14 protein-coding genes are annotated in these 18,171 nt (G+C 70.6%); 11 read left to right on the top strand and 3 right to left on the bottom strand.

Going from position 1 to position 18,171, the window contains the following annotated elements:
* The first annotated feature begins 134 nt into the window (after positions 1-134).
* Genes ACZ69M_RS08225 through ACZ69M_RS08205 form a run of 5 tightly spaced genes read left to right on the top strand, consistent with a single transcriptional unit; the run spans position 135 to position 6,949 of the window.
* A complete protein-coding gene (locus ACZ69M_RS08225) occupies positions 135-1,301 on the top strand; it encodes a CaiB/BaiF CoA transferase family protein (RefSeq protein WP_470047756.1) in 1,167 nt (388 codons plus the stop codon).
* The gene (locus tag ACZ69M_RS08220) at positions 1,301-2,314 is read left to right on the top strand and encodes an LLM class F420-dependent oxidoreductase (RefSeq protein ID WP_470047754.1); all 1,014 of its coding nucleotides are present in this window, start codon (positions 1,301-1,303) and stop codon (positions 2,312-2,314) included. Before ACZ69M_RS08225 ends, ACZ69M_RS08220 begins: the two co-directional genes overlap by 1 nt.
* 14 nt (positions 2,315-2,328) lie before the next feature.
* Entirely contained in the window at positions 2,329-3,471 is a 1,143-nt protein-coding gene (locus ACZ69M_RS08215; protein WP_470047752.1) for an acyl-CoA dehydrogenase family protein, read from the top strand.
* Positions 3,472-3,501: 30 nt separating this feature from the next.
* The gene (locus ACZ69M_RS08210; protein ID WP_470047750.1) at positions 3,502-4,716 is read left to right on the top strand and encodes an acetyl-CoA C-acetyltransferase; all 1,215 of its coding nucleotides are present in this window, start codon (positions 3,502-3,504) and stop codon (positions 4,714-4,716) included.
* A 58-nt stretch (positions 4,717-4,774) separates the two neighbouring features.
* Positions 4,775-6,949, top strand: a complete 2,175-nt coding sequence (locus ACZ69M_RS08205) for a 3-hydroxyacyl-CoA dehydrogenase NAD-binding domain-containing protein (RefSeq protein WP_470047748.1) — start codon at positions 4,775-4,777, stop codon at positions 6,947-6,949.
* Between the two features lie 52 nt (positions 6,950-7,001).
* On the opposite strand, the gene ACZ69M_RS08200 is transcribed toward ACZ69M_RS08205, so the two are convergent.
* Complete coding sequence (locus ACZ69M_RS08200; RefSeq protein ID WP_470047746.1) at positions 7,002-7,736, bottom strand: MerR family transcriptional regulator; 735 nt, start codon at positions 7,734-7,736, stop codon at positions 7,002-7,004.
* Positions 7,737-8,002: 266 nt separating this feature from the next.
* Here ACZ69M_RS08200 and ACZ69M_RS08195 point away from each other — a divergent pair, with 266 nt between their 5' ends.
* The 3 genes from ACZ69M_RS08195 (at position 8,003) to ACZ69M_RS08185 (ending at position 10,604) form a co-directional block, all read left to right on the top strand.
* A complete protein-coding gene (locus tag ACZ69M_RS08195) occupies positions 8,003-9,469 on the top strand; it encodes an amino acid permease (RefSeq protein WP_470047744.1) in 1,467 nt (488 codons plus the stop codon).
* A 43-nt stretch (positions 9,470-9,512) separates the two neighbouring features.
* Positions 9,513-9,992, top strand: coding sequence for a macro domain-containing protein (locus ACZ69M_RS08190; protein ID WP_470047742.1), 480 nt, complete (start codon positions 9,513-9,515; stop codon positions 9,990-9,992).
* 135 nt (positions 9,993-10,127) lie between these two features.
* Complete coding sequence (locus ACZ69M_RS08185) at positions 10,128-10,604, top strand: F0F1 ATP synthase subunit B family protein (RefSeq protein ID WP_470047740.1); 477 nt, start codon at positions 10,128-10,130, stop codon at positions 10,602-10,604.
* 94 nt (positions 10,605-10,698) lie between these two features.
* Here the strand turns inward: ACZ69M_RS08185 and ACZ69M_RS08180 are convergent, their stop codons facing one another.
* Positions 10,699-12,198, bottom strand: a complete 1,500-nt coding sequence (locus ACZ69M_RS08180) for a M1 family metallopeptidase (protein ID WP_470047738.1) — start codon at positions 12,196-12,198, stop codon at positions 10,699-10,701.
* Positions 12,199-12,378: 180 nt separating this feature from the next.
* Here ACZ69M_RS08180 and ACZ69M_RS08175 point away from each other — a divergent pair, with 180 nt between their 5' ends.
* A complete protein-coding gene (locus ACZ69M_RS08175; RefSeq protein ID WP_470047736.1) occupies positions 12,379-14,340 on the top strand; it encodes a Xaa-Pro dipeptidyl-peptidase in 1,962 nt (653 codons plus the stop codon).
* A gap of 13 nt (positions 14,341-14,353) precedes the next feature.
* On the opposite strand, the gene ACZ69M_RS08170 is transcribed toward ACZ69M_RS08175, so the two are convergent.
* Complete coding sequence (locus ACZ69M_RS08170; RefSeq protein ID WP_470047734.1) at positions 14,354-15,328, bottom strand: FAD-dependent oxidoreductase; 975 nt, start codon at positions 15,326-15,328, stop codon at positions 14,354-14,356.
* Between the two features lie 66 nt (positions 15,329-15,394).
* Between ACZ69M_RS08170 and ACZ69M_RS08165 the strand changes: the two genes are divergently transcribed.
* Together ACZ69M_RS08165 and ACZ69M_RS08160 are read left to right on the top strand one after the other, a co-directional pair.
* Entirely contained in the window at positions 15,395-16,420 is a 1,026-nt protein-coding gene (locus ACZ69M_RS08165) for an oxidoreductase (RefSeq protein WP_470047732.1), read from the top strand.
* Positions 16,421-16,529: 109 nt separating this feature from the next.
* Entirely contained in the window at positions 16,530-18,170 is a 1,641-nt protein-coding gene (locus ACZ69M_RS08160) for an ABC-F family ATP-binding cassette domain-containing protein (protein WP_470047730.1), read from the top strand.
* Position 18,171: the final 1 nt, after the last annotated feature.

Genomic DNA, 18,171 nt, shown 5'->3' with positions numbered 1-18,171 from the left:
GTTTTATGACCTTTCGGCATGATCCACCACCCGGGATTTAACTAAGCGCTTGCTCGCTGGGGGCTTGCCCGGCGTGGAACACGTTCTTAACATCTCTGATGTCACATCAGTGGTGTCACAGTGCTGGGGGCTCGATGGCAGTGGCAGGGACGCCGGCGTACGGCCCGCTGGCCGGAGTGCGTGTGGTGGAGCTGGCGGGCATCGGCCCCGGCCCGTTCGCCGCCATGCTCCTGGCCGATCTCGGCGCGGACGTCGTCCGCGTGGACCGGCCCGGCGGCACGGGGCTCGCCGTCGACCCGGAGTACGACATCACCAACCGCAACAAGCGGTCGGTCGTGATCGACCTGAAGGCCGAGGACGGCCCCGCCCGCGTCCTCGATCTGGTCGAGCGCGCGGACATCCTCGTCGAGGGCTACCGCCCCGGCGTCGCCGAGCGCCTCGGCGTCGGCCCCGAGGCCTGTCACGCCCGCAACCCGCGGCTCGTCTACGGCCGGATGACCGGCTGGGGCCAGCAGGGCCCGCTCGCCCCGCGTGCCGGGCATGACATCGCGTACATCGCGCTCACCGGCACCCTCGGCATGATCGGCAGGCCGGACGAGCCGCCCGCGGTCCCCGCGAACCTCGTCGGCGACTACGCGGGCGGCTCGCTCTACCTCGTCGTCGGCGTCCTCGCCGCGCTCCACCACGCGCGCGCCACCGGCGCCGGGCAGGTCGTGGACACGGCGATCGTCGACGGCGCCGCGCACCTCGCCTCGATGATCCACGGCATGCTCGCCGCGGGCGGCTGGCGGGACCGGCGCGGCGCCAACCTCCTGGACGGCGGCTGCCCGTACTACGGCACGTACGAGACGGCCGACGGGAAGTACATGGCGGTGGGCGCCCTGGAGCAGCAGTTCTACGCCGAGTTCGTGGAACTGCTCGGCATCGAGGAGTACGCCGACGCCCGCAAGGACCTGGCCCGCTGGGGCGAGCTGCGCGAGGCGGTCGCCGCTCGCTTCAAGACCCGCACCAGGGACGAGTGGACCGCGGTCTTCGAGGGTTCCGACGCCTGCGTGGCCCCCGTCCTGTCGCTGCGGGAGGCCCCGGCCCACCCCCACCTCGCCGCCCGCGGCACCTTCACCGACCACGGCGGCATCACCCAGCCCGCCCCCGCACCCCGCTTCTCCCTGACCCGCACCTCCGTCCGCACCGGCCCCGCGCTGCCGGGCGCCGACACCGCGGACGTGGCCCGCGACTGGGACGTACCACGGCTGACGCGGCACGACCTCATGAAGGACGACTCGATGAAGGACGGCGACTGATGGAGCTCTCCCTCCCGCTCGACTACGCGGGCGACCCCCGGCAGGCCGCCGACGAGGTCGCCGCCCTGGAGTCCGCGGGTCTGGACGCCGTCTGGGTCGCGGAGGCCTACGGCTTCGACGCGCCCACGATCATGGGCTATCTGGCCGCCCGCACCGAACGCATGAAGATCGGCTCCGGGATCCTCAACGTCTACTCGCGCACCCCGGCGCTCCTCGCGCAGACCGCCGCCGGACTCGACGCGCTCTCGGGCGGCCGCGCCATGCTGGGGCTCGGCGCCTCGGGCCCGCAGGTCGTCGAGGGCTGGCACGGGAAGGCCTACGACAAGCCGCTGGGCCGCACCCGCGAGGCCATCGAGCTGACCCGCCGCATCCTGCGCCGCGAGGTCATCGACCACCACGGCATCACCGACATGCCCCGCCCCGGCGGCCTGGGCAAGCCCCTGAAGCTCCTCACCAAGCCGGTGCGCCCCGACATCCCGCTGTACGTGGCCTCCCTGGGCCCCGCCAACGTCCGGATGACCGCCGAACTCGCCGACGGCTGGCTGCCCACCCTCTTCATCCCGGAGAAGGCCCACCAGGTGTGGGGCGGCCCCCTCGCGGAGGGCGCCGCACTGCGGGACCCGGCGCTCGGCCCGCTGCGGACCGTCGCGGGCGGCCTGCTCGCCATCGGCGAGGACGCGGCGGCCGTACGGGAACTCGCGCGACCCAATATCGCCCTCTACGTAGGCGGCATGGGCGCCCCCGGCAAGAACTTCTACAACGACCTCGCGGTGGCCTACGGCTACGAGAAGGAAGCGCGGCTCATCCAGGAGCTGTATCTCTCCGGCCGCAAGAAGGAGGCCGAGGCCGCCGTACCGGCCGAGTTCTGCGAGCTGATCTCGCTGTGCGGGCCGGAGGGCTATGTGCGCGAGCGTGTCGAGGCCTTCCGGGAGGCCGGGGTCGACATGCTCAACATCACTCCCGTGGGGCCGGAGCCGGCCCGGCTGGTCGAGACCGTCAAGAGCTGGCTCTAGGAGGGCATTCGCGCATGAAGCGGCAGATTTTCGGCGCCGAGCACGACGCGTTCCGGGAGACCGTGCGCACCTTCCTCGCCAAGGAGGTGACGCCGTACTACGAACAGTGGGAGAAGGACGGCATCGTCTCGCGCGAGGCCTGGCGCGCCGCCGGGAAACAGGGGCTGCTCGGCCTCGCCGTACCGGAGGCGTACGGAGGCGGCGGCAACGCCGACTTCCGCTACAGCGCCGTACTCGCCGAGGAGTTCACGCGCGCGGGGGCCGCCGGTCTCGCCCTCGGGCTGCACAACGACATCATCGGGCCGTATCTGACGGACCTCGCCACCGAGGAGCAGAAGCGGCGCTGGCTGCCCGGGTTCTGCGACGGTTCGCTCATCACGGCGATCGCGATGACCGAGCCCGGCGCCGGATCCGACCTCCAGGGCATCAGGACGCACGCCGAGGACCGGGGCGACCACTGGCTGCTCAACGGCTCCAAGACCTTCATCTCGAACGGGATCCTCGCCGACCTGGTGATCGTCGTCGCGAAGACGACCCCGGAGGGCGGCGCCCACGGTCTGTCTCTGCTCGTCGTCGAGCGCGGCATGGCAGGCTTCGAACGTGGCCGCAATCTCGACAAGATCGGGCAGAAGGCGCAGGACACGGCCGAGCTGTTCTTCCACGACGTACGCGTCCCCAAGGAGAACCTGCTCGGGGAGCTCAACGGCGCCTTCGTGCACCTCATGACGAACCTGGCGCAGGAACGCATGGGCATCGCCGTCGCCGGGATCGCGGCGGCCGAGCACCTGCTGGAGATCACCACCCAGTACGTCAAGGAGCGCGAGGCCTTCGGACGGCCGCTGGCCAAGCTGCAGCACATCCGCTTCGAGATAGCCGAGATGGCGACCGAGTGCGCCGTCACCCGTACGTTCCTCGACCGCTGCATCGTCGACCACACGAACGGCGAACTCGACGCCGTGCACGCCTCGATGGCCAAGTGGTGGGCCACCGAACTGCAAAAGCGCGTCGCGGACCGCTGCCTCCAGCTGCACGGCGGCTACGGCTACATGACGGAGTACCGCGTCGCCAGGGCCTTCACCGACGGCCGCATCCAGACCATCTACGGCGGGACCACAGAGATCATGAAGGAGATCATCGGCCGCTCCCTGCTCGGCTGATCCTCCGCACCCTCCCCGAAAGGCTTATCAGTGAGCACCGAAGCGTACGTGTACGACGCGATCCGCACCCCGCGCGGGCGCGGCAAGGCGAACGGCGCCCTGCACGGCACCAAGCCCATCGACCTGGTCGTCGGCCTCATCCACGAGATCCAGCGCCGCTTGCCGGGCCTGGACCCGGCCGCGATCGACGACATCGTGCTCGGTGTCGTGGGCCCGGTCGGCGACCAGGGCTCCGACATCGCGCGGATCTCCGCGATCGCCGCCGGACTGCCCGACACGGTCGCCGGCGTCCAGGAGAACCGCTTCTGTGCCTCGGGCCTGGAAGCCGTCAACCTGGCCGCGATGAAGGTCCGCTCCGGCTGGGAGGACCTGGTGCTCGCGGGCGGCGTCGAGTCGATGTCCCGCGTGCCCATGGCCTCGGACGGCGGCGCCTGGTTCGCCGACCCGATGACCAACATCGCCACCAACTTCGTGCCCCAGGGCATCGGCGCCGACCTCATCGCCACCATCGAGGGCTTCTCACGGCGGGACGTCGACGAGTACGCGGCCCTCTCCCAGGAGCGCGCGGCCGCCGCCTGGAAGGACGGCCGCTTCGACCGGTCCGTCGTCCCCGTGAAGGACCGCAGCGGGCTTGTCGTCCTCGACCACGACGAGCACATGCGCCCCGGCACCACCGCCGACTCGCTCGGCAAGCTGAAGCCCTCGTTCGCGGACATCGGCGAGCTGGGCGGCTTCGACGCCGTGGCGCTGCAGAAGTACCACTGGGTCGAGGGGATCGACCACGTCCACCACGCGGGCAACTCCTCCGGCATCGTCGACGGCGCCTCCCTGGTCGCCATCGGCTCCAAGGAGGTCGGTGAGCGCCACGGCCTCACCCCGCGCGCCCGGATCGTCGCCGCGGCCGTCTCCGGCTCCGAGCCCACCATCATGCTCACCGGCCCCGCGCCCGCGACCCGCAAGGCGCTCGCCAAGGCCGGGCTGACCATCGACGACATCGACCTCGTGGAGATCAACGAGGCCTTCGCCGCGGTCGTCCTGCGCTTCGTGAAGGACATGGGCCTGTCCCTCGACAAGGTCAACGTCAACGGCGGCGCGATCGCGCTCGGCCACCCGCTCGGCGCCACCGGCGCGATGATCCTCGGCAGCCTCGTCGACGAACTGGAGCGCCAGGACAAGCGCTACGGCCTGGCCACGCTGTGCGTGGGCGGCGGCATGGGCATCGCGACCATCGTCGAGCGCCTGTAACCCCCGGCGGGACCCCCAGACTTCCACGGCTTAAACGGCTTCTACGGAGACCCTCCTCATGACCGAGAGCACCACCATCCGCTGGGAACAGGACGAGACCGGTGTCGTCACCCTCGTCCTCGACGACCCCAACCAGTCCGCCAACACCATGAACCAGGCCTTCAAGGACTCGATCGCGGCGATCGCCGAACGCGCCGAGGCCCAGAAGGACTCCATCCGGGGCATCATCTACACCTCCGCCAAGAAGACCTTCTTCGCGGGCGGCGACCTCAAGGACATGATCAAGGCAGGCCCGGAGAACGCCCAGGAGGCCTTCGACACCGGCACGGCCATCAAGTCCTCCCTGCGCCGTATCGAGACCCTGGGCAAGCCGGTCGTCGCCGCCATCAACGGCGCGGCCCTCGGCGGCGGCTACGAGATCGCCCTCGCCTCCCACCACCGTGTCGCCCTCGACGCCCCCGGCTCCAAGATCGGCCTGCCCGAGGTCACCCTCGGCCTGCTGCCCGCGGGCGGCGGCGTCACCCGCACCGTCCGCCTCATGGGCATCACCGACGCCCTGCTGAAGGTGCTCCTCCAGGGCACCCAGTACTCCCCGCAGCGGGCCCTGGAGAACGGGCTCGTCCACGAAGTGGCGGCCACCTCCGAGGAGATGCTCGCCAAGGCCCGCGCCTTCATCGACGCCAACCCCGAGTCGCGGCAGCCCTGGGACAAGCCCGGCTACAAGATCCCGGGCGGCACGCCGTCGAACCCGAAGTTCGCGGCCAACCTGCCCGCCTTCCCGGCCAACCTGAGGAAGCAGCTCAACGGCGCCCCCTACCCGGCCCCGCGCAACATCATGGCGGCCGCCGTCGAGGGCTCCCAGGTCGACTTCGAGACCGCGCTGGTCATCGAGGCCCGCTACTTCACCGAGCTGGTCACCGGGCAGACCTCGAAGAACATGATCCAGGCGTTCTTCTTCGACCTCCAGGCGGTCAACTCCGGCGCCAACCGCCCCCAGGGCATCGAGCCGCGCCAGGTCCGCAAGGTCGCCGTCCTCGGCGCCGGGATGATGGGCGCCGGCATCGCCTACTCGTGCGCCCGCGCGGGCATCGACGTCGTCCTGAAGGACGTGTCGGCGGACGCGGCGGCCAAGGGCAAGGCGTACTCCGAGAAGCTCTGCGCGAAGGCCGTCTCCCGGGGCCGTTCGACCCAGGCGAAGGCCGACGAGCTGCTCGCCCGCATCACGCCCACCGCCGACCCGAACGACCTGGCCGGCTGCGACGCCGTGATCGAGGCCGTCTTCGAGGACACGGCCCTCAAGCACAAGGTGTTCCAGGAGATCCAGAACGTCGTCGAGCCCGACGCGCTGCTGTGCTCGAACACCTCGACGCTGCCGATCACCGTGCTCGCCGAGGGCGTGGAGCGGCAGGAGGACTTCATCGGGCTGCACTTCTTCTCACCCGTCGACAAGATGCCGCTCGTCGAGATCATCAAGGGCGATCGGAGCGGCGACGAGGCGCTGGCGCGCGCCTTCGACCTCGTACGCCAGATCAAGAAGACCCCGATCGTCGTCAACGACTCGCGCGGCTTCTTCACCTCCCGCGTCATCGGCCACTTCATCAACGAGGGCGTCGCGATGGTGGGCGAGGGCATCGAGCCCGCCTCCGTCGAGCAGGCGGCGGCCCAGGCGGGCTACCCGGCCAAGGTCCTCTCCCTGATGGACGAGCTGACGCTCACCCTGCCGCGCAAGATCCGCAAGGAGTCCAGGCAGGCCGTCGAGGAGGCGGGCGGCACCTGGCAGACGCACCCGGCGGAGGCGGTCATCGACCGTATGGTCGACGAGTTCGGCCGCACCGGGCGCAGCGGCGGCGCGGGCTTCTACGAGTACGGCGAGGACGGCAAGCGCGGCAAGCTCTGGCCCGGCCTGCGCGAGCACTACACCAAGCCCGGCCACGAGATCCCGTTCAAGGACATGCAGGAGCGCATGCTCTTCTCCGAGGCGCTGGACACCGTCCGGCTCCTGGAGGAGGGCGTGCTGACGTCCGTCGCCGACGCCAACATCGGATCCATCTTCGGGATCGGCTTCCCGGGCTGGACCGGCGGCGTGCTCCAATACATCAACGGCTACGACGGAGGTCCGTCCGGATTCGTGGCACGCGCGCGTGAGCTCGCCGAGCGCTACGGGGAGCGGTTCACGCCGCCCGCGCTGCTCGTCGAGAAGGCGGAGAAGGGTGAGAGGTTCAGCGACAGCTGACGTATCGCCGGGCGGGAGGCGCGCGGGTGTGGGTCCAGGAGTCCTCAGTGGCTCAGGACTCCTTGAGCCACTCCCGCAGCTCCGCCTTCAGGGAACGCTGGAACGTGGTCAGCAGCGCCTGCACCACCAGCGGCTGCATGTGGGCGGACAGGGACTTCACCGCCGCCACCGACTCGTGCTCGCCCACCGCCTCGCGCAGCAACGCGGACAGCTCGCGTGCCGCGGCGCGGGAGTGCTCCAGCAGGACGCCGCGCGCGGCGAGGATCGACTCGTGCGCGAGCGGTACGTCGAGGAGCTGGATGCCGAGCGCCAGCAGCGCCGGGGCCACGCGGAAGGAGCCGGGGGAGTCCGAGCTGTCCGGGCTGTCGGATGTGCCCTCGGCCCGCTCGATGACGTTCATCGCGACCAGCCGCTCCAGGGCCTCCTCGCCCAGGGGGCGTCCCGCCCGCCGTTCCAGTTCCTCGCGTGTCACGTCCTCCGCCGCGTCCGGCGCCCAGGAGGCGACCACGGCACGGTGAAGGGCGAGATCCTGGGCGCTCAGGTCGGCCGGCAGCTGCTGAAGATGGCGCTCGATCGCGGCCAGCGTCATGCCCTGGCGCTGCAGCTCCTCGATGAGCGCGAGCCGGGCCAGATGCTCCTGGCTGTAGTGCCCCACCCGGCGGGGTCCGATCACGGGCGGCGGGAGCAGCCCCTTGGAACTGTAGAAGCGGACCGTACGGACCGTGACGCCCGCGCGTGCCGCCAGCTCGTCGACCGTGAGCGTCGGCTCCTCGGTGTCCGTCGTCATGGCAGGTCCTCGCCTCTTCGATGGTGCAGTGATCAGGTGCAACAGTATTGCTGTCTCACCGGTCCTGTGAAAGCGCTGTCGACGAGTTCTGCACCCTTTGATCACCATGTGAGATGTTCCGCGGTGTGAGCTGTGCCATCGCATCAGGGTGATCCCTCGGGGAAGGTGGCTCCTTGGTCTGCGCCGCGTCAGGGGTGGTGCGGGCCGAGGCACATCCGGAAACCCGCGTACTCGGTGCGTGGGCGCACCAGAGAGTAGATCCACGCGTGAGCAAGGACGCCGTAGACACGGCCAAGGCCGCATCCCGCACCGACGCGGCCCGCACGCCCGCGGACGCGGGCGACGCCGGTTACAGCAAGGACCTCAAGGCCCGCCACGTCAACATGATCGCCATCGGCGGCGCGATCGGCACCGGACTCTTCCTCGGCGCCGGCGGCCGCCTCCACAACGCGGGACCCGCGCTGGCGATCGCCTACCTCGTCTGCGGCGTCTTCGCCTTCTTCGTCGTGCGCGCCCTCGGTGAGCTGGTCCTCTACCGGCCCTCCTCCGGGTCCTTCGTGTCGTACGCGCGCGAGTTCCTCGGCGAGAAGGGCGCGTACGTCGCCGGGTGGATGTACTTCCTCAACTGGTCGACGACCGGTATCGCCGACATCACCGCGATCGCGCTCTACACGCACTACTGGAGTTTCTTCACCGACATCCCCCAGTGGGTGCTGGCGCTGATCGCCCTCGCGGTGGTCCTGGCCGTCAACCTGATCTCGGTGAAGATCTTCGGTGAGATGGAGTTCTGGTTCGCGATCGTCAAGGTCGCCACCCTCGTCTCCTTCATGCTGGTCGGCATCTTCCTGCTGGCCACGCACCACGACGTGGGCGGCCAGAAGCCCGGCCTGAGCGTCATCACGGACCACGGCGGTCTGCTCCCGCACGGGATCATGCCGATCGTCCTGGTGATGCAGGGCGTGATCTTCGCGTACGCGGCCCTGGAGCTGGTCGGCGTCGCCGCGGGCGAGACCGCCGAACCGGAGAAGGTCGTCCCGCGCGCGGTGAACTCGATCATGTGGCGCGTGGGCCTGTTCTACGTCGGCTCGGTCGTGCTGCTCGCGCTGCTGCTGCCCGGTTCGGTCTACTCGGCCGACGAGAGCCCGTTCGTCACCGTCCTGTCGAAGATCGGCGTCCAGGGTGCCGGTGACGTCATGAACCTGGTCGTCCTCACCGCGGCCATGTCGTCCCTGAACTCCGGCCTGTACTCCACCGGCCGCATCCTGCGCTCCATGGCGATGGCGGGCTCCGCGCCCCGGTTCACCGCGAAGATGAACCGCAACCAGGTCCCGTACGGCGGCATCCTGCTCACCTGCGCGGTGTGCGTGCTCGGCGTCGGCCTGAACTACCTCATGCCCAGCCAGGCCTTCGAGATCGTCCTGAACGTGGCGTCCCTGGGCATCATCAGCACCTGGGTGATCATCATGGTCTGTCACCTGGTGTTCGTCCGCCGCGCCAAGGACGGCCTGGTCACCCGCCCGTCCTTCCGGCTCCCCGGCAGCCCCGTGACCGAGATCGTCACCATCGCCTTCCTGCTGGCCGTGCTCGGCCTGATGGGCAACGACCCCGAGGTCGGCCGCAAGACCCTGCTCCTGATCCCGGTGATCGCGGCCCTGCTGGTCGGCGGCTGGTTCGCGATCCGCCACCGGGTCTCGAAGGCCACGGACCAGGAACTGAGCGAGCTGACGAAGTAACAGATCGCACGCCGCTGTCAGTGGCGGCGCCTACGGTGGCGTCATGTCGGGGATCACATATGTCCGGGGTGACGCCACCGCTCCGTCGGTCAAGGGCGTCAAGCTGATCGTCCATGTCTGCAATGACATCGGAGGCTGGGGGAAGGGCTTCGTCCTGGCCCTGTCCCGCCGCTGGCCCGAGCCGGAGGCGGCGTACCGGGCGTGGCACCGGGACCGGGCGCACAACGACTTCGGGCTGGGCGCGACCCGGTTCGTCCAGGTCGAGAAGTATGTGTGGGTGGCGAACCTGATAGGTCAGCGGGGCACCCGGACGGGCAGCAAGGGGGTCCCCGTCCGCTACGAGGCGATCGACACGGGCCTCGCCCACGTGGCGGCCAAGGCCGCCGAACTCGACGCGTCCGTCCACATGCCCCGCATCGGCTGCGGTCTGGCCGGCGGCGACTGGTCCCGGGTGGAGCCGCTCATCGTGCGACGGCTGGTGGAGCGGGGGGTGGCGGTGACGGTGTACGACTACGGGGCATGAGCGGGGCCCGCAGGACGGTCGCGCGGGTGCTCGCGCCGGTGGCGGGCCCATCAGGGTCGTTCAGAGGGGCTGTTTTCGGTCAACTCTGGCGCAGATGCGCGTTGGTTCGCACGCATGAGCGGGTAAGTCACGGCCATGGAACTCATCCCCTACCCGATAGGTCCACTCAACCCGAAGGTTCAGGACCTGGGCTACGCCCTGGCGCTGTTCGCCTTCATCTATCTGTTCGTCGCCCGCGTGCTCCCGCGGATGAACCGGGCGCTCGAACTGCGGGACGATGCGATCAACGGCGCCAAGGAGCGCGCCGAAGCCGTGCGCGCCCGCGCCGAGAGCGAGCGTCTCGGGACCGAGGCCCTGTTGGCCGAGGCCCGCCACGAAGCCGCCCGCATCCGCCAACAGGCCCTCGAACAGGGCTCCGCCCTGATCGCCGAGGCCCGCGCGGACGGGCAGCGCGAACGTGACGCCGTGGTGGCCGACGGTCGCGCCCGCATCGAGTCCGAGTGCGCGGCGGCCGACGCCGAACTCCGGATGTCCGTATCGGAGTTGGCCTCGGAGCTGGCGAGCCGCATCGTGGGCGAGCGGATCGCGGCCCCGGTGGAGCAGGGCAACTGACGCCCGTTCGCGAACGGCCCCCACTCGCCCGCCCTGAGAGACGGAAGGGCGGGCGAGTGGGCCAAGGCCCCGCCGAGGGGCCCGCGGTGCCGGTTCAGCCGGAGTGGACGGAATCGGTCGCCGCGATCTTCTTCCACGACCTGGGCTGCGCCGGGGCCCCCGCCGTGGCCGGGGCCACCGCGATCGACGCACCTCGTGCCGCGGGCGCCGCCGGCTTCGACGGCTTGAACAGCCAGGTGTCGAAGAGCGTGGCGAGCGACTTGCCCGACACCTTCTCCGCGTACTTCTGGAAGTCCCCGACCGACGCGTTCCCGTAGGCGTGCTCCCGCGGCCACCCCTTCAGGATGGCGAAGAACGTGTCGTCCCCGACCTCGTTGCGCAGCGCCTGCACCGCCACCGCCCCCCGGTCGTAGACCGCGGTGTCGAACTGGTTGTCCGGACCGGGGTCACCCGGCGCGACCTTCCAGAAGGCGTCGTCCGCCGGGTGCGAGGCGTACACGTAGTCCGCGAGCTCCTGCGCCGTCCCCTCGCCCTCGTGCTCGGACCACAGCCACTGCGCGTACCGCGCGAAGCCCTCGTTGATCCAGATGTCCTTCCAGCCCTTCAGGGACACGTCGTCGCCGTACCACTGATGCGCCAGCTCGTGGACGACCACCGAGGTGTTGGAGCCGCTCGCGAACTGCCGGGGGCTGTAGTAGACGCGGGTCTGGGTCTCCAGCGCGTACCCGGTGGTGGTGTTCGGCACGTATCCGCCCACCGAGCTGAAGGGGTACGGGCCGAAGTAGCCGGTCAGCCAGTCGACGATCTCCCCGGTCCGCTCGACGCTCGCCCGCGCGGCCCCGTCGTTGTCGCCGAGGTCCTTGCTGTACGCGTTGACGACCGGGACGCCGCCGGACGTCGTGCCCGTCGTGATGTCGAACTTTCCGATGGCGAGCGTGGCGAGATAGGTCGCCTGCGGTTTGCTGGACCGCCAGCTGTAGCGGGTCCAGCCGAGCCGTGAACTCGTCGACTGGAGCGTGCCGTTGGAGATCGCCTGGGTACCGTCCGGCACGGCCACCGAGACGTCGTAGGTGGCCTTGTCGCTCGGGTGGTCGTTGCTGGGGAACCACCACCAGGCCGACTCGGGCTCGTCCGCCGCGACGGCCCCGTCCGGAGTGCGGTGCCAGGTCGAGAAGCCGTACGCGCTCTTCGTCGAGGGCACCCCGCTGTAACGGACGACGACCGTGACGGGCGTGCCCTTCGGCAGCGGAGCCGCCGGGGTGATCTCCAGCTCGTGCTGGCCCGAGGTGGTGAAGGAGGCCTTCGCCCCGTTGACCCGCACCTCGCTCACATCGAGCAGGAAGTCGAGGTCGAAGCGGGAGAGGTCCTGCGTGGTGGTGGCCAGGAGAGTCGCCGTTCCCTGCAACTCGTCGGTGGCCGGCTGGTACTGGAGCCGCAGGTCGTAGTGCGAGACGTCGTATCCGCCGTTGCCGTAGGCCGGGTAGTAGGGGTCGCCGATACCGGGCGCCCCGGGGGTGTAGTCCGCCGCCGATGCCGGGATCGCCAGCAGCAGGGAGGCGGCGAGCGCGCCCGGGGCGATGAGTCTGCGGTGCACGGAGAGCTCCAAGTCGTGGGGGAACGAGGACGGTTCGGAGCCTATTGACTCCCTGTGCCGTCCCCCTGTCCATCGCCCCTCCTGTCACACGATCGCCATTCGGCCGACATGACCGATTCGGGCCCGGCTGCCTCCACCGACCCTCTTTTGTACCGGAGTTGACCGGGGTACCTTCCGCGCATGCCGAAACCAGCGCGCCGTATGCGCTTCACGACCTGGAGATCGCTCGCGACGGCGGCCACCGCCGCCCTGATGGCCGTCTTCCTCGCCCCCGCCGCCGCACACGGCGCACCCCGGGAGAGCACCCCGGTCTACTCGTACGACAACGCGATCCGCGAAGCCGTCTGGGTGGACACCGGCCTCGACGGCGACGGCGACGGGAAGAGCGACCGCGTCGCCGTCGACATCGTCCGGCCCCGAGAACTCGCCCAGCAGGGCCGCAAGGTTCCCGTGATCATGGACGCCAGCCCGTACTACTCCTGCTGCGGGCGCGGCAACGAGAGCCAGCTCAAGACGTACGACGCGAACGGCGACGTCGTCCAGATGCCGCTGTTCTACGACAACTACTTCGTGCCGCGCGGCTACGCCTTCGTCGGCGTCGACCTGGCCGGAACCAATCGCTCCGACGGCTGTGTCGACGTCGGCGGCCGCTCCGACGTCCAGTCCGCGAAGGCCGTGGTCGACTGGCTCAACGGCCGGGCCAAGGGCTACACGACGCGTACCGGCGCCGACCGGGCCAAGGCGACCTGGACCAACGGCAGAACCGGCATGATCGGCAAGAGCTGGGACGGCACCATCGCCAACGGTGTCGCCGCGACCGGCGTCAAGGGCCTGAAGACCATCGTGCCGATCAGCGCCATCTCCTCCTGGTACGACTACTACTTCGCCAAGGGAGCCCCGCTGTACGACTCGGGCCCGGACTGGCTCTCCGGCTACGTCGACAGCCCCGAGGCCACCGCCAAGTGCGCCGCCGTGCAGCAGAAGCTCGTCGACGGAGCGCCGCGCACCGGTGACTGGACCAAGTTCTGGACCGAGCGCGACTACGTGAAGGACGCGAGCAAGGTCAGGGCGAGCGTCTTCCTTGTGCACGGCATGCAGGACCTCAACGTCCGCACCAAGAACTTCGGCCAGTGGTGGAGCGCCCTCGCCAAGAACGGCGTCGAGCGCAAGATCTGGCTCTCCCAGACCGGCCATGTCGACCCCTTCGACTTCCGCCGCGCCGCCTGGGTCGACACCCTGCACCGCTGGTTCGACCACGAACTCCTCGGCTACGACAACGGCATCGACGACGAGCCCATGGCCGACATCGAGCGCCACCCCGACCAGTGGGTCACCTCCAGCGTCTGGCCGCCCCGCGGGACACAGACGACGACACTGCGTCCGGGCACGGGCACCCAGGCGGGCGTCGGCACCCTCGGCCTACGTACGGGTTCCGGAACCCAGGCCTTCACCGACGACCCGCAGCTGAGCGAGACCGACTGGGCGGCCCACATCGACCGGTCCACCCCCGAGAAGGCCGGGTTCGTCACCAAGCCGCTGACCCGGGACCTGCGTCTGTCGGGCTCCTCCAAGGTGACCGTCACCGCCACGCCGACCACCTCGACCGCCCACCTCTCCGCGGTCCTGGTCGACCTGGGCCCGGACACCATCCGCGACTACGCCGACGGCGGTGAGGGCATCACCACCCTCACCGACCGCACCTGCTGGGGTCCGAGCACGACCGGCGACAGCTCCTGCTACAAGGTCACCCAGGCGAAGAAGACCGACGTCGCCGCCACGGTCCTCAGCCGCGGCTGGGCCGACCTCGGCAACTACGCCTCCGACCTCAAGGGCGTCCCGCTCACCCCGGGCAAGGCGTACACGATCACGCTCGACCTGGCCGCCACCGACCACGTCGTCCCGGCGGGCCACCGGCTCGCCCTGATCGTCGCGGGCACCGACAAGGACCTCATCGACCCGCCGTCGACCACTCCGACCCTCACCCTGGACCTGTCCCGTACGTCCGCCCAGGTGCCGTTCGTCGGCGGCGCCGGTGCCTACGCCAGGGCCACGGCGGGCTCCACCGCCGCCGCGAGCACGGCCGGCCTCGACGGCGTACGCGATCCGAAGAGTGCCCTCCGGGTCCCGGGGGAGACCCGCTGACCCACTGACCCCCTCAAGGGCGCACGGCGGCCGGTTCCTCGCCCAGCGCGAGCCCGGCCGCCTCCCGCGCACAGCCCCAGGCCACCGTGACGCCCGCGCCGCCATGACCGTAGTGGTGCACCAACACCCGCCCGTCGGGCAGTACTTCACGCTCCAGCCGGACCGTGTCACGCACCGGCCGCAGCCCCACCCGATGGCCCAGCACGCGCGCCCCGGCGATTTCCGGCCGCAGCGCCACACACCGTTCGACGATCGCTTCGGCCGCCGCCGGATCCGGCGTGAGCGACCAGTCATCGTCGTCGGTCGTGCCACCCAGCACGAGCCGGTCCGGGTGCGGGAAGACATAGGTGGTCGTCCCGGCGTCCCTGTCCGTCGACACGAGCCAGGTACGGACCCCGGGGTTCTCCATGATCACGAGCTGCCCGCGCACGGGCCGTACGGCCGGATCCGGTACGAGCGTGTGGGCGCCCAGCCCCGTGCAGTTGACGACGACCGGCGCCTGGACCTCCGCGAGATCCGTCACTGTCCGTGTCTCGAAGGCTCCGCCCGCCCGCAGGAACCGCTCGCGCAGCCAGCGCAGATGCACCGGCATGTCGATCAGCGGCAGCCGCGCCCACAGCCCCGTACCCGCGTACTCCTCGGCCGTCGCCACGCGCAGCCCCGGCACCCGGGCGGCCCACGGCTCCAGCGCGTCCAGTCGCGTCTCGCCCTGTACGCCCTCGACCACGCGTACGCCCGTCTCCTGGGGCCGGGCGGCCAACTCCTCGTACACGGAGAGTGATTGCAGGGCCCATTCGCCCGCGAGCGCCTTCGGCCGGATGCGGTACGGCCACCACAGCGCGCCGGCAACGGCCGAGGTGGTCAGCTCGCCGGACTCCCGCGCCCACACCCGTACCCGCCGGCCGCGCTCGGCCAGGACGATCGCCGTCGTCAACCCGACGACACCGCTTCCGATCACGATCACGTCACCGCTGGGCGCGTTGTCCATGCCGGGACGTTAGCGGAATATGTCATGCCGTGCTCACATCACTCCCAGTCTGGGGATACTCACAGCATGTCTGCCGAGTACGCGACCTTCGGCCTGGCACCGGCGATGCGTGCCGGTGGAGTCCTCGCCAACGGTGACTACCAAGTGCACCGGGACTTCGTCGACTTCATCGTCGACGGCCGCCCGCTGCTGTACCAGCTCTCCGACCTCGACGCGGTGTCCCCGCTCGCCTCCGACGTACCACCCGCCATCTTCACCGCCCAGGTCCGAAGCCTCCTCCTGGAGGCCGAGGCGCCGCTCGACGACGGCCGCTACGTGATCTACGGCTGTCCCGAGTGCGAGGGCATCGAATGCGGTGCCGTGACCGCCGTCATCGAGAAGGACGACTCCTGCGACGACTACGTGTGGCGCGACTTCGCCTGGCAGACCGGCGAACACGCCGATCTGGAGCTCAACGGCTACCACGGGATAGGGCCGTTCCGCTTCCAGGGCGCCGAGTACCGCAGCGCCCTGAACTCGCTGCTCCTGGGTGAGGCCGGGGCGCGCCGCCGGGTCCTGCTCATCGGCGCCAGGGTCGCCGTGCTCGCCAAGCTCGCCGCCGCCCTGCGCACCATCGGCATCGGCGCCGACATCACCCGCGACGCCACCGACGTCCCGGCCGAGGAACTCCGCGGATACGGCGCGGTGGCCTTCGGGCGCGCCGTCGGCGAACAGGAGCGCGCCGCCGTACGGCGGTCCTTCGAGCGGGCCGGGGTCGAGGTCGCCTACGTCGACGGCCTGGCCCCCGTCGTCCCGCTCCTCGTCGCGCAGATCGAGAACGCCCTGGACCGCAGTCCCCACGAGCTGCGCCGCCTCACCCGCCTGGTCGCCGCCGACGGCGAGGCGGGCATCGAGGTTATTTCCACCTGCCGGGTCCAGATCACCGCGTACCGCCTCGACCGGCTGTACCGCACGCACACGCAGGAGGTCTTCGACGGGATCCTGGAGGCGGGCAGACACCGGATCGCCCTGGACGCCAAGGCCGTGAAGGGGGAGTCCTTCCTCGTGGCGCGGACCTCGGGGGGTGTGCTGGTGGAGGCGATGGCCCACTGAGCGGGCCGCACGGACACGGGGGTACGGCCCGGCACGGAAACCGGGACGTGGCCCCGCACGGAAACGGAGGCGCAGGCGGGGCGGCCGGGCCGTTAGGATCGGCCTCCTGATGACTGCCACCCTCGTCGCCAAGAACCTCGCCGCCGGACACGGCGACCGCTCGCTCTTCTCCGGGCTCGACCTCGTGGTCGCGCCCGGCGATGTGATCGGACTCGTCGGTGCCAACGGCGCGGGCAAGTCCACCCTGCTGCGGATGCTCGCCGGACTGCTCACGCCCGAGGAGGGGGAGCTGCGGCTGTCCCCGCCGTCGGCGAGCGTCGGCCATCTGCCGCAGGAGCCGGAGCGGCGGGAGGGCGAGAGCGTCCGGGAGTTCCTGGCCCGGCGCACCGGTGTGGCCGAGGCCCAGCGTGTCATGGACGAGGCGACGCAGGCACTCGTCGACGGCGCGCCGGGCGCGGACGACGCGTACGCGGAGAGCCTGGAGCGCTGGCTCGACCTGGGCGGCGCCGACCTCGACGAGCGTGCCGAGGAGGTCGCCGACACCCTCGGGCTCGGCGTCGACCTCGACCAGCCGATGGCGTCCCTGTCCGGCGGCCAGGCGGCCCGCGCCGGACTCGCCTCCCTGCTCCTGTCCCGCTACGACGTCTTCCTGCTCGACGAGCCCACCAACGACCTGGACCTGGAGGGCCTGGAGCGGCTCGAACGCTTCGTCTCCGGGCTGCGCGCGGGCACCGTCGTCGTCAGCCACGACCGCGAGTTCCTGACCCGCACGGTCACCAAGGTGCTCGAACTCGACCTCGCCCAGCAGCAGATCACCCTCTACGGCGGCGGCTACGAGGCCTACCTGGAGGAGCGCGACACCGCCCGCCGGCACGCCCGCGAGGACTACGAGGAGTACGCCGACAAGCGCTCCGCCCTCGAAGGCCGCGCCCAGATGCAGCGCTCCTGGATGGACAAGGGAGTGAAGAACGCCCGGCGCAAGGCGAACAACGACAACGACAAGATCGGCCGCAAGTTCCGCAGCGAGGCCAGCGAGAAGCAGGCCGCCAAGGCCCGGCAGACCCAGCGCATGATCGAGCGCCTGGACGTCGTCGACGAGCCGCGCAAGGAGTGGGAGCTGCGGATGGAGATCGCGGCCGCACCGCGCTCCGGCGCCGTCGTCGCCACCCTGCGTGACGCCGAGGTACGGCGCGGCGACTTCACCTTCGGCCCCGCGACCCTCCAGATCGACTGGGCGGACCGGGTCGCCGTCACGGGCGCCAACGGCGCGGGCAAGTCGACCCTGCTCGGCGCCCTGCTCGGCCGGGTCCCGCTGGACGCCGGTCACGCGACCCTCGGCTCCGGCGTCGTCGTCGGCGAGGTCGACCAGGCCCGCAAACTCTTCCACGGCTCCGAGTCCCTGCTCGACGCGTTCAGCGCCGCCGTCCCCGACACCGAACCGGCCGAGGTCCGCACCCTGCTGGCCAAGTTCGGCCTCAAGGCGGAACACGTCCTGCGCCCGGCGGCCACCCTCTCGCCCGGCGAGCGCACCCGCTCGGCCCTCGCCCTCCTCCAGGGCCGTGGCGTCAACCTCCTCGTCCTCGACGAGCCGACCAACCACCTCGACCTCCCCGCGATCGAACAGCTGGAGGCGGCGCTCGACACGTACGAGGGCACCCTGCTGCTCGTGACCCACGACCGCCGCATGCTCGACGCGGTCCACACCACGCGCCGGCTGGAAGTGGCGGCGGGCAAGGTGACGGAGCGCTGAC

The sequence above is a fragment of the Streptomyces sp. NPDC107454 genome, from assembly GCF_055582885.1.
This window is presented reverse-complemented; position numbering and strand designations above follow the sequence as displayed.